The sequence below is a fragment of the Bradyrhizobium sp. I71 genome, assembly GCF_022354745.1.
GTDB lineage: Bacteria > Pseudomonadota > Alphaproteobacteria > Rhizobiales > Xanthobacteraceae > Bradyrhizobium > Bradyrhizobium liaoningense.
In genome coordinates this window covers 4,844,059-4,856,276 of record NZ_CP059398.1, presented here as the reverse complement: position 1 = coordinate 4,856,276, position 12,218 = coordinate 4,844,059, and the positions used below count along the sequence as shown (strand labels likewise).

10 protein-coding genes and 1 tRNA gene are annotated in these 12,218 nt (G+C 63.2%); 7 read left to right on the top strand and 4 right to left on the bottom strand.

The window, feature by feature from the left end; genetic code table 11:
- Positions 1–750 precede the first annotated feature (750 nt).
- Both FJV43_RS23480 and FJV43_RS23475 read left to right on the top strand, forming a co-directional pair.
- Positions 751–1,470: a response regulator gene (locus tag FJV43_RS23480; protein ID WP_131869289.1), complete on the top strand. Its 720-nt coding sequence runs from the start codon at positions 751–753 to the stop codon at positions 1,468–1,470.
- Complete coding sequence (locus FJV43_RS23475) at positions 1,467–2,975, top strand: HAMP domain-containing sensor histidine kinase (protein WP_239621472.1); 1,509 nt, start codon at positions 1,467–1,469, stop codon at positions 2,973–2,975. The genes FJV43_RS23480 and FJV43_RS23475 overlap by 4 nt, the downstream gene beginning before the upstream one ends.
- A gap of 243 nt (positions 2,976–3,218) precedes the next feature.
- On the opposite strand, the gene FJV43_RS37185 is transcribed toward FJV43_RS23475, so the two are convergent.
- Both FJV43_RS37185 and FJV43_RS23465 read right to left on the bottom strand, forming a co-directional pair.
- Positions 3,219–7,277 carry an autotransporter domain-containing protein gene (locus FJV43_RS37185; protein ID WP_256456213.1) on the bottom strand — a complete coding sequence of 1,353 codons (4,059 nt, stop codon included), beginning with the start codon at positions 7,275–7,277 and terminating at the stop codon, positions 3,219–3,221.
- 654 nt (positions 7,278–7,931) lie between these two features.
- Positions 7,932–8,627 (bottom strand): VIT family protein, encoded by a 696-nt coding sequence (locus FJV43_RS23465; RefSeq protein ID WP_239621470.1) that lies wholly within the window; start codon positions 8,625–8,627, stop codon positions 7,932–7,934.
- A gap of 276 nt (positions 8,628–8,903) precedes the next feature.
- On the opposite strand from FJV43_RS23465, the gene FJV43_RS23460 reads away from it, so the two are divergent.
- Positions 8,904–9,767 carry a transglutaminase family protein gene (locus tag FJV43_RS23460; RefSeq protein WP_239621468.1) on the top strand — a complete coding sequence of 288 codons (864 nt, stop codon included), beginning with the start codon at positions 8,904–8,906 and terminating at the stop codon, positions 9,765–9,767.
- 126 nt (positions 9,768–9,893) lie between these two features.
- Here FJV43_RS23460 and FJV43_RS23455 read toward each other — a convergent pair whose 3' ends face one another.
- Positions 9,894–10,076 carry a hypothetical protein gene (locus FJV43_RS23455; RefSeq protein WP_239621466.1) on the bottom strand — a complete coding sequence of 61 codons (183 nt, stop codon included), beginning with the start codon at positions 10,074–10,076 and terminating at the stop codon, positions 9,894–9,896.
- Between the two features lie 258 nt (positions 10,077–10,334).
- Between FJV43_RS23455 and FJV43_RS23450 the strand changes: the two genes are divergently transcribed.
- The 4 genes from FJV43_RS23450 to FJV43_RS23435 all read left to right on the top strand — a co-directional run bounded on the left by FJV43_RS23450 (position 10,335) and on the right by FJV43_RS23435 (position 12,100).
- Positions 10,335–10,751 carry a BA14K family protein gene (locus FJV43_RS23450; RefSeq protein ID WP_239621464.1) on the top strand — a complete coding sequence of 139 codons (417 nt, stop codon included), beginning with the start codon at positions 10,335–10,337 and terminating at the stop codon, positions 10,749–10,751.
- 192 nt (positions 10,752–10,943) lie between these two features.
- On the top strand, positions 10,944–11,195 hold the full coding sequence (locus FJV43_RS23445; RefSeq protein WP_239621463.1) for a hypothetical protein: 252 nt from the start codon (positions 10,944–10,946) through the stop codon (positions 11,193–11,195).
- Positions 11,196–11,383: 188 nt separating this feature from the next.
- Positions 11,384–11,740, top strand: a complete 357-nt coding sequence (locus tag FJV43_RS23440) for a hypothetical protein (protein ID WP_239621461.1) — start codon at positions 11,384–11,386, stop codon at positions 11,738–11,740.
- A gap of 159 nt (positions 11,741–11,899) precedes the next feature.
- The gene (locus FJV43_RS23435; RefSeq protein WP_239621453.1) at positions 11,900–12,100 is read left to right on the top strand and encodes a CsbD family protein; all 201 of its coding nucleotides are present in this window, start codon (positions 11,900–11,902) and stop codon (positions 12,098–12,100) included.
- 25 nt (positions 12,101–12,125) lie between these two features.
- Here the strand turns inward: FJV43_RS23435 and FJV43_RS23430 are convergent.
- Positions 12,126–12,200, bottom strand: a tRNA-Glu gene (locus tag FJV43_RS23430).
- Positions 12,201–12,218: the final 18 nt, after the last annotated feature.

Sequence of the window (12,218 nt, the reverse complement as noted above, 5' to 3'; positions counted from 1 at the left end):
ACATGCGGCTCGGGAGGAAAACGGTCGCTGTCCGCCACGAGGCGCGAAATGGCCATGCGGCTCGCACCCTGCGTCAAATCAACGAGCGCGGCCGAAGACGAAGTGTTTCGCAGCACGAGAACGAGCAGGCAGGTGATCCGAAATGCGGCCTTGCGAAGAAGCCGTCCCCTCGTGGCGTCGCCATCATCGTTCCCGACCGTCGAGCCTTTCGGGATTGCCGGAACTGCTTCGTGAGAAACGGCGTCCATCGCGCACATGCAGCGCTCCTGCTCGGTTGAACATGCGCACGATGGAATCCGGTTGTCGCAGAACTTTGCCGACGGCTACCGGGAATTGTCGCGATCTGTCTCAGGCATGCTGCATCGCATAGTTCGCGACAACTTGGCCTCTCTACCTGCCGGCTCCTCTCATCTGCCCTTCATCGACCACGTTGCCTTCAGTGCGGCTTTTCGAGATCGCATCAGATTCCGATCGACATGCGAGCTTGCGACAATTTGCGACAGAAACGGGCTGCCGGGACAAAGTTTTGCGACAGCTTGTGGCCAAGATGTTTCGGCCACGCTTGGAAATCGTTGCAGATGAGGGCAGTTCCCCGGAACCACCCGGCCCCCTCGCGATCGCGATTTGACGCCACGTTCCTTTCAGGGATGCCATCCCGCAAGGATGTGATTTCAGCCGATCGTACGTGGCCGGTACATTCTTGATGGGCTGGCTACTGGAATTCATTTTGATGCGGAACGGAGCAATCGGATGGACTCGGCACCGCACATCGCCGTCGTGGACGACCATCGTGACATCCGCGACCTCGTCGGCAAATACTTGATGCAACATGGCTACCGCATCAGCCTCGCAGAGAGCGCTATCGCACTGCGTCGCTTGCTCGAACGAAGTGCTCCGGACCTGATCGTTCTCGACATCATGATGCCGGGCGAGGACGGATTGTCCCTCTGCCGCCATCTGCGCAGCACCACCGAGCTTCCCGTTATCCTTTTGACTGCCATGGCGGAGGAGACCGATCGCATCGTCGGTCTGGAAGTAGGCGCCGACGACTATCTGTCCAAGCCGTTCAATCCCCGCGAGCTGCTCGCCCGCATCAAGGCGGTGCTTCGGCGAGTGCAAAGCCTGCCGCCGCAAAGAGGTCGGCTGGCGAGCAAGATCGTACGCTTCGACCGATGGACCTTTGACGTCAACCGGCGCGAATTGCTGGGAAACGACGGCGTTGCCGTGCCGCTCAGCACGGCCGAGTTTCGTCTCCTGTGCGCATTTCTCGATCATCCGGGCCTGGTACTCAGCCGCAACCAGCTCCTTGACCTGACGGTCGGCCGAGATGCTGATCCGTTCGACCGGAGCATCGACAATCAGGTCAGCCGCTTGCGGAAGAAGATCGAGGCCGACCCGAAAGTACCAGCCTTGATCAAGACTCACTGGGGTGGCGGATACAGCCTCGTCGCGGAGATCGGGCAACCATGACGAGCTTGTGGACGCGCAGCCTTGCGGCCCGTTTCATCTGCTTCACGCTGCTGTCTCTCGTGCTGTCGCAGGCCATCGTATTCTTCATTTCCTGGGACGAGCACGGGCAGTCGATCCGGAAGGCCGCCAAGGGCGAGATACTCAGCAGGTGTGCCTCGCTGGCCCGGGTCCTGGAAGCGACGCCTCAATCGCTGCAGACCGACATCCTCAATGCCAGCAACACGAGCTCGGCGAGATATTGGATATCGACCAACGGCCTGAAGGATGCTTCGGAGTGGCGAGAGGAGGCATGGGAGCGCCTGGCGCAGCCATTGCCGCGCGTCTCCTTTCCCGGTCACAACGTGCCCGCCGAGGTGAGACCGGACTTCACCCGAAACACAGCCAAGAGCAGCGGCGCCACCTCCTCCCAGTGGGTCGACCTGAAACCGGAAGCCTGGCCACTCTCCCGGCCGGCGAAGTTCCTTTATCTCGATGACACCACCGGCATGGGGCTGGCCGTTCAGTTGGCGAATGGGGCGTGGCTGAACACTGCCTTTGCCAAACCCGCACAAGACGGCTTCTGGACCTCCAAATCCACCCTGGCGCTCGGCCTTTCAGCGTTGTCGTTGTCCATTATCGCCGTGTTTGCCGCACGCGGCATTGCGCAGCCCTTGCGCCGCCTCGCCGTAGCGGCCGAGGCGCTCGGCCGTGGCCAGGAGGTCGTGCCGCTGCCGGAAACCGGCCCCGACGACATCCGACGCACCGCCGAGGCATTCAATCGCATGCAGGCGCGCCTGCATCGTTTCGTCGACGACCGCACCAAAATGCTGGCCGCCATCGGTCATGACCTGCGCACACCTCTGACCTCGCTCCGTTTGCGTGCGGAATTCGTCCGCGACGAGGAGGTCCGCGAGAAGATGCTGTCCACCATTGCCGAAATACAGACGATGACAGAGGCGACCCTCGCATTCGCCCGCGAAGATGCGACCGCGGAGACTACGCGAACCCTGGATCTCACGGCTCTCGTGGAAAGTCTCTGCGACGATCTCGCCGAACTCGGTCATGACGTGTCTTTCTCGAACGGACAGAAGATCGGCTACAGCTGCCGGCCAGACGCACTCCGCCGCGCGTGCCGTAACCTGATTGAGAACGCTATCCGTTATGGCGAGCGGGCGCGCGTTACCCTGGAGCGAGGTGCAGACAACATCGAGATCACCGTCTCGGATGATGGACCCGGCATTCCCGACAGCGCCCGCGAGCAGGTTTTTGCGCCATTCTTCCGGATTGAGAATTCGCGAAATCGCGAAACAGGAGGCGTGGGCCTCGGTCTTTCCATCGCCCGGACCATTGTCCGCCACCACGGCGGAGACATCGTCCTGAAAAACGGGCCGAAGGGATTGCACGCGGTCATCAGCCTGCCGGCGCAGGAGGGCGTGCCGCCTCTCGTCAGCCGCCCGACCACGGCCGCAGCAGCGAAGGACGCTATCAACGATCTCGAACCGGCAGCGCGCGGCATTTCTGCTTGAAACCCGGCCCGCGCCGCTCTCGCCACCGGTAACGCGCCATGCCGTTGCCGGAGCGCGCGACATCGGAGAACTCACCCTCGAAGGTCGCGGCGAGCGAGAGGCGCATGGCAAAAACCAGGCGGAATCGCTGGCGACCGCGATGGATCAAACTGCAACAAAGGCGAGCCAAGTGGAGACGCCCGCCTTGCGGCGGAGGGCCGTTCCCGATGAGTTTGCTCGTTGCCCGCTCATTGTTTGCGAGCGTCACCACGCATACCGAAAGGCACCCTTGCCGGCGTAGCTGCGGGTGACGTTGGAGAACTCACCCTCGAAGGTCGCCACCAGCGAAACGCCGTTGAGCCATTTCACCTCGGCGGATGCGGTGGTGAGCGCCGCGTCGTGCGCCTGCGTCGCACCGCTCACCACGAACGACGCGCCCGGCAGCGCCTGGAAGGTCGCCGCGATCGAGCGCTCCGGATTGAAGTCGTGCGCCCACGCCGCGCGTCCCCGCAGCGTCAGAACCGCATCAACAAGCGCGAACGACCTATCGGCGCGCAAGCCGAGCTCCGACCGCGAGGCCGTGACACTCTTGGCGCCGTAGCTCAATGCAAAGGTATTGGCGCCCGACAGCGCCTGCTCGGCGTAGGCCGGCAGATCGAAGGTGACGAACTGGCTGGCCGCATAGGGCGTCAGGCCCATCCACGGCATCGCGACGCGATAGCCGCCCTCGACGCGGCCCGAATACGCATTGGCGTTGAAGCGCGCCTGCAACTGATCTATCCCGGCGATGGTGACGGTGCGGCTCGTGGTGACATCCTGCCAGCCATAGGCCAGCGCTGCGGAGAGATAGGCCGCACCCATGGTGTGCCGCACGAACGCGCCGGCCTGGAACAGATCGGACCGCCCGGTGCCGCCATTGGCGACGCTGAAATTGGTGCCGCCGCCGGCGAGTGCGAAGCCCGCGACGGTGTTCGGCGAGAACCGGTAGTCGGCACCGACGGCCGTGCCGAACAGGCGGCTGGTCGCGGTGTTCGATCCCGTCGTGGCGTTGCCGTCGGTGGTCTGCGTACCGCCATAGCCCGCAGCCCACACGCTCCAGCCTTGCGTGAGGGGACCTGCCGTCACCGGCGCCTTGCGAAAGATCGCAGCATAGGCATCCCGCTCGGAGGTGGAGCTTTTGCCGCCGGTGGAGGCGTAGGCTGCGGCCGCGGCCGCATCGGCGAACTGCGCAGCGCCGGTCGACGCCGGTACGCCGTCGCTCCGACCGAGCACGAACGGATCGGTCATCGCGCCCATGAATTGAGACATCGCGTTGAAGGTCGTCTGCTGCGATCCGCTGGCGGTTTCGCCGGAGAGCTGGCCGAGCGCGCCGGCGAGCGGAGCGCCGGACAGCCCAAACACCGTGACAAAACCGGGGGGCAGCGTGCCTCCACCATTGAAGAAACCGTTGATGGCATTGGCGACGTTCGACGGATTGGTCGCAAGCTCCTGCCGTGCGCCCAGCGCCGCCTTGAGGCTCAGCAACACATCGGTCGTGCCATAGCTCAGGCTGGCCGTGAAATTGACTGGTAGACCGCTTGTCGTAAGCAGATCGAAGGTGGTGCCGCCGAGCCCACCGGCCGCGGACAGGATCGTATAGTTGCGCGCCATATAGCTGCCGGGGGCGAATACCGCGTTCACCGTGCCGGCAAGCGTGGCCGTTCCGGTGATATTGGTGCGGTCCGCGGCGTTCGGCGAAACCTCGACAGCATAGCTCGCGCCCGTGTCGAAGGTCAGGCTGCCGCTCACCGAAATCGTGCCGATGGAATTGCCGGGCGCCAGCGTGCCGCCACCGGCGATGACTGTCGACGACAAGGTGCCGGTGCCGCCGACAGTCCCTCCTGAATTGACGGTCAGCAGGCTGGACGACGCGATCGAGCCATTCACCGCGAGCGTGCCGCCATCGACCGTCGTCGCGCCGGTATAGGTATTGATGCCGGAGAGGATGGTCGTTCCAGTCCCGTTCTGCCGGAACGCACCGCTGCCGGAAATCACGCCGGGAAGCGTCAAAATATCGGAGCGATCGATCGCGAACACGCCGTTGTCGACGACATCGCCGACGAGCGATCCCGTCGTTCCACCATTGCCGAGCCGCAACGTGCCGTCCGCAATGATGGTGCCGCCGCTATAGGTGTTGGTGCCGGTCAGGACGGTCGTGCCGCTCCCATCCTGCCGAAATGTGCCGCTACCAGAAATCGCGCCGGCGAGCGTCAGGGTATCGGAGCGATCAATCGCGAGCACGCCGTTGTCAACGACATTACCGACCAGCGATCCCGTCGCGCCGCCATTGCCGAGCTGCAACGTGCCGCTCGAGATGATGGTACCGCCGGTATAGGTGTTGGTGCCGGTCAGAACGGTGGCGCCGCTCCCATCCTGCCGAAACGTGCCGCTACCAGAAATCGCGCCGGCGAGCGTCAGGGTATCGGAGCGATCAATCGCGAGCACGCCGTTGTCGACGACATCGCCGACGAGCGATCCCGTCGTCCCGCCATTGCCGAGCTGCAACGTGCCGCTCGAGATGATGGTGCCGCCCGTATAGGTGTTGGCGCCTGAGAGCGTGAGCGCGCCGGTCCCGTCATAGGTCAGGCCGCCGGCGCCGATCGCGATCGTGTTGCTGACGAGAATCGCGCCGGCGCCGCCGAACGTCAGGGTCTGGCCGGCGCCGGTGATCGCCCCGGTCAGCGACAACCGGCCGGCATCGGAATCGATGCGCGCGTCGGATCCCAGCGTAATGGCGCCGGCGAAACTGTTGTTGCCGGACATGTTGCGCAGCGCCCCGCCGTTCGCGACGCCGTCGCCTTTGAGCGTCAATGGCGAATTGCCGATCGACAGGCCGCCCTGGAGCTCGAGCGAAGCACCGCTCTCCACGACAGTGCCGCTGAGACCGCCGAGAAGGTCGGCTCCGTTTGAATTGCCAACCAACAGGGCCCCACCATCGATGGCAAGGGCGCCGCCAGAATTCAAAGTCAGGCTGCTTGGCGCGAACAGCACGGTGCCGGTCGCCGTCGCCGAGCCGAAGGTAAGCGTCGTTCCCGTGCCGCCACCGTAGGTGAAGCCGCCGCCGAGTGTCAGCGTGTTGCCCGCGGCGGCACCGATCGTGGCTGAATTACCAACTGCGATATTGATGTCGTTACCGAACGTGCCGCTGAATTGTGCCGCCAGCGTCGAACCGGCGGTCCCGCCGGTAAACTCTATCGTGCCAGTGCCCAGCCCGCTGGCATTGTTGATGACCGTCGTTCCGCTGACCAGATTCGTGGTGCCGGTGAAACCACCGTTCGAACCGTTCAGCGTCAGCGTCCGCGCGCCGGCGTCGATCGAGAGGGTTCCGGAGCCGACAAGGGCCGTGGTGAAAGGAATACCGAAGGTTGCGTCGACGCCGGCGCTTGCCTGGTCGATGGTCAGGCTGGCGCCGGCTTCGATCTTGACATTGCCGTTGATGAAGGAGCCGGACAGCAGTTGCAGAACGTTCGAGCCGCTGAGAAAGTCAATCGCCGCGCGACCGCCGCCATTGCCGCCGGAGATCGTTCCCGCATTCAGGATCGTGAGATTGCTTCCGACGACGGCGGCCCCGGCCTGGGAAGGATCAAAGCCGCTGGTATCGCCGGCGCTGCCGCCGTAAATGGTGCCGAAATTGTTGAGAACACCGCCGGCGGTGAAAATGGCACCGACACCGCCGTCACCGGCGTAACCACCCCGCGCAAGATCGGCAGGCCCGCCGGCACCACCGGAACCTCCGGAGATCGTCCCGTAATTGGTGAGCGTGAGAAACGTGGTTTCGACAACGCCATAGCCGCCGCTTCCGCCGCCTCCGCCGCCGCCACCGCCAAGCCCGGAGGACGTTGCGACCCCGGCCTGCCCCTGGCCGCCCGCGCCGCCACTGATCGTTGATCCCGCTGACACGGACGTAATGTCGGTGGCACCATTCGTGCCACCGATGCCTCCGGCGCCGCCGGAGGCCGAACCGCTGCCGTCGAGTCCACCAGCCCCGCCCGCGCCGCCGCCGGCGGCACCACCGCCACCACCGCCGCCGCCGAAATCACCGGTGCCACTCTGACCGGCATTGCCCGTTTCGCCGCTATATCCGGTGGCGCCTGATCCGCCGTCGCCGCCGGTCCCGGTCCCGAGGAAGCTTCCGCTTCCTTCAGCGCCGGCGCCGCCCGCCGCGAGCGCCGGACTGGATGGCTCGAGCGCAAGGACAAAAACCACCGAGGACAACGCGGTGCCGCTCAACAAGCCGATGCCCAGTTTCGAACCTCGCCTGACGCCCGCGCGCAACTTTGCCATGAATCCCAACGCCCTCGCGCCCTGCGCGCTTCATGCGATCGATGTCTTCGCCAAGCACTAGCAGGCCGGCCGACCGGGCAATGTGCCGAGCGTCTCAGGTGCAGATTCCGAAGGGTACTGATGCGCGCACGACACATAACTCCAGATTCCGGCCCAACGTCCGACCTCACGTCGGGCCCCCAACATCGTCGCGAGGGAAACGCCCGTGCACGGCTGACGTCGATCATATTGCCACGTGCCATGCTGACGCCGCGGCTGGCGCATCCAGATTCGGCGACGGCGTCATTTCTGCCGAGCGAGCCGAGCACCGCCTGCATCTTGCGACGATCAAGCGCCACATCGCAGCCAATCTCGAGAGCCGCTCGCTCAACGCCCAGGCTCTCGCCGCCTAAGGGGTGAGCCGATCTTCAATGGGACAAGCACGCCGGCTGGAAGGACATTGGGCCAAGAGAAAGAGAAAGCGAGTGGCCTCAAGTGCCGTCATGCAGCCGAGACCGGCGTGACAGCCTGCCGATAGACCCCGTCCCCCGCGTCGGCTGCGTCCATCGACCACCTCTCCGGTCCAAATGGCCAGCACGGAAGGAAACTACGAGGGCGCATGTGCCAGGAAGGCCGAGACACTGCACGACGTGGCGTCGCAAGCGCGACCAGCGCTCACACAACCCTGCCAACAACTGCGCCAATTCCGGCCGTCAGTCCCATCGCGCAGGCCCCCCAAAATGTCACTCGTATGGTTGGCTTCAACAGGCCGGCGCCTCCTGCCTTGGCGCCGATTGCGCCGAGCAGCGACAGGAAGAGCAGCGATCCTGCAGCGACGACCGGGATCAACACATTGGATGGCGAGACCAGGACAAGCGCAAGCGGCGCTGCCGCTCCGGCGGAGAAGGTCGCAGCCGATGCCAACGCTGCCTGCACCGGACGAGCGGTGCTGATCTCCGAAATGCCAAGTTCGTCCCGCGCGTGCGCGCTCAGGGCGTCCTTTGCCATCAATTGCTTCGAAACCTCGCGGGCGAGACCGGCCTCGAGGCCTCGCGCGACGTAGATCTGAGCGAGCTCTTCTCGCTCGAACACCGGGTCGCCTGCCAGTTCGCGCTTCTCACGCGCGAGGTCGGCATGCTCCGTATCGGACTGCGAACTGACTGAAACATATTCGCCAGCCGCCATGGACATGGCTCCGGCAACCAGCCCGGCAATCCCGGTCAAGAGAACATCGCTTCGGGAGACGGCAGCCGACGCCACTCCCAGGATAAGACTTGCGGTCGATATGATCCCATCATTGGCGCCGAGCACGGCCGCTCGCAGCCAGCCGATGCGCGCAACGAGGTGGGTCTCTTTGTGGATGCGACTCATCTGTCCAATACTCTTCCGACCGCCCTTACCTGCCCCGCGGAGGCCGCTTGAAGAGCTCGGCATCACGATCGATGGCTTGATCTCAAGTCTCCGGGACTTGGAGCCTGCCGTCATGATCTAAATCAACGGGATGACGGAGGTCCGTCTAAGCCTCGATCAGGCCGCGCTCATGACAGGACTTGGATCGACATTTGCATGGGCTCGTCAACTCGGCCACACTTCCCGAAGGGGACCGCCGGACAAGGGGCTCGGCCAGAGGCTCGATCGGAGCTTTCGTTGATCACGCTGAAGATTCTTCACACCACGACCTATCGATTCAACGAACACGTGCGCCTGTTGCCGCACCGCATGATGCTTCGTCCGCGCGAAAGCCGCGAGCTTCGTTTGATTTCAAGCAACATCACGGTGACGCCGCCTGCGGCCTTGACCTGGGCCCACGATGTGTTTGGCAATGCAATCGCGACGGCCACGTTTCAGATGACAGCGTCGAACCTGGTGATCGCCAGTGTCGCAGAGCTTCAGCTCGACGCGGTTGCATGGCCGGTGTTCGATATCGCGGCTTCGGCGATATCCTATCCATTCCGCTATTCCGATGACGATTGGACCGATCTCGGCGCCCTCGCTCTCCCCCAGTTCTCGGACACGGCTGGGGTCCTGCGAAGTTGGGCAAGAATGTTCGTTCGAGGAAGTCGGACGGACACGCTGTCGCTGCTCAAGGACCTCAGCGTCGGCGTTTCCGAAGCTGTCCGGTATCAGAGCCGTGAGGACGAGGGCACCCAGACGCCGGTAGAAACCCTGAATCGCGGCTGGGGGTCATGCCGGGATTTCGCGGTGCTCTTCACCGAAGCAGCACGCATGCTCGGGTTCGGAGCCAGAGTCGTCTCCGGCTACCTTCACAATCCAGGACAACAGAGCGTCGGATCGAGCGGCGCGGGTTCAACCCATGCGTGGGCGGAGGTGTTCGTACCGGGAGCCGGCTGGATCGCGTTCGACCCAACTAATCGCAGCCTCGGCGGGTTCAATCTGATCCCGGTCGCGGTGGCGCGCGATATCCGGCAGACGACCCCTGTGTCCGGCAACTTCGTCGGAAGCACCGGCGCCTTCGCCGGGATGTCCGTAGAAGTTCTTGTCACGTCTTAGGCCGACGGGATCTTTGGCGATCGCCGTTGAGCTTCGCATTCCTGACGCGCCTCACGCGCCGGTTCGATCTGCTGCGTGAGCGCCGCATCCTTTCACGCAACACATCGGCGGCGAATTGCCGGTCGGCTATAGCCAATTGATTCCCGCCAGCGGCAACAGCCGTTGAAGGATCGCGGCCAGGCAGACCAGCCCCACCAACAATTTGAGAAGACCCGCCAAACGGGATTCATTGACAAACTTGTCGATGAGCCAGAAACAAATTGCCCCGACGACGCAAATGATCAAGATCCCGATGATGAGTGAAAGCATGGAAGCCCCTTGTTCTGTCGTGGCAGCGACACGCATGCGCCACCGCGGATGAAAGGAGGAGATCAGCGCTCGCTCATGCGTAGGGCGCTGCTTCGCGAATGTCTCCGAAGAGCAAGTTAAGTCTGTCCAATCGATGCACGCTCACGTTGCGCTGGATCAATTCACGTAGGCTTTCCTGGATCATTGTGACGCGTCCCTTCCCGAAGATGGCCGGCTGCGCTGAAGGCAGCCGCTCTGCCAGAACTTAGAGATGCTGTCATGAACAAGACGTCCAAGACTGTGCTTCTTGCGCTCATCGTCGCCACCACACCGTGGGTCGTCGCGCCGGTCACAGCGGCACCGGCAACCTCCGCGCTGATGCTACGCGGCGCGGTGGCGCCATCGGTAGAGACCGTGCAATATCGCCGCGGCTGGCGCGGTGGTTATCGTGGCGGTGTAGGCATTGGAATTGGTGCAGGCATCGCTGGCGCGCTGATCGGCGGGGCAATTGTTGGCGCAACGCAGCCCTACGGCTATTACGGCTACGCTCCCGGCTATTACGGGCCGGCCTATGTCGCTCCGCCACCCTATATTGGTGGCGACGCAGACGGCTATTGCGCGCAACGCTTCAGGTCCTATGACCCGTATTCCGGCACCTATCTCGGCTACGACGGCCTAAGGCATCCCTGCCCGTGAGGAGGGCAACCTAAAATCTCGGCGGCCTGATATTAAGTGGTCATATAGTTCGGCTGCCAACAGGCATTCGCAATCGTCATTGATCCACATCAATCGGTGCGCAAAAAACATATCCGCCATAGCGGGAACGCCTGCCCGCCGCTTCTATTCGTTCATTGTCCGGTTCCGGACGAACTAGAATTGGTGGATTCCATGAAAAGCACCCTATTGGCGACGGTCGCAGTCCTTGCGCTCGCTTCGCCGTTATTCGCGGCCGAGACGGGCAAGACCGTTGGGCAATCGCCCTCATCGTTTTACCTGGCTCAGGATAGCGCGACCATGAGATGTCAGATCGTCGAGAGCCAGCCTGCGACCGACAGCAAGATGAAGGTTGTCGGCGTCGCGCACACGACAAGGACTTCCGCAGAAGCGGCTTTGAAAGCCGACAAGACTTGCGCCAAGTGATCGATCAAGTCGCGGCGCGGGTCTATTGCTTCGCTAGAAGCACGAGACTTTAGACCTGCCACGTGACCTTCAGAGCACTCTGCGTTGAGGCTCTTCGTCAGCAGCTGCAACAAAGGCAATCATCAAGCCGGCCAGTGACACGCAAGCCACTTGCCGCTTGAGATGCTTCAAGTTCGAGAGGTACAGCGATGAATAGGCAGACTAGGACATGCGCGACTGCCGCCGCGCTCTTCGGCGCCGCGATGCTCGGCTCGGTACTTCCTTCAGGGGCAGCTCCGATCTCGCCGAGCGCGCCTCTTCTGACAGAAGGGACGTCCTCGTCCGAAGTGACGGAGGTCGGCTATCGACGCCATTACCGCAGTCGCGGCTATCGGCCTGCTCCCGGGGCGGCCATTGGTCTTGGAGTTCTTGGTGCCGCAGCGGGAGCCGCCGCCTATGGGGCCTACGGCCCCGGCTACTACGGTCCGGGTTACGCGCCGGGCTACGCACCAGGTTACTACGGCGGTCCCTACCCGTATCGCCGCCAATACTACGCCCCCTACTAAGGGCACCTTTAACGCCATTTGGGCGTGGCAAGCTCTGGCGCAGGCCCGCGCCACTGAACGCGCTCTCGAGCGGCCGTCGCTCGAAAACACGATTAACGCTGCGGTTCAGTGACCGCGATGACGCGGCAGCGTATTCAATCTGGAATTTGGAGACACACCATGGACTGGAATCAAATCGAAGGAAACTGGAAGGAGCTCCGAGGCAAGGTGAAGGAGCAATGGGGCAAACTTACCGACGACGATCTCACCGCAATCAACGGCAAACGCGAGCAGCTCGAAGGTCGGCTTCAACAGCGATATGGCTTTGCCAAAGATCAGGTTCGCAAGGACATCGATAGCTGGTTCTCTTCCCTCAAGTAGGTTTCCAACCGAGCCCTTGATATCTTGGCGCTCCCTAGGGGAATCGAACCCCTGTTTCAGCCTTGAGAGGGCCGCGTCCTAACCGCTAGACGAAGGGAGCGTGAGGGCTAGCCAATAA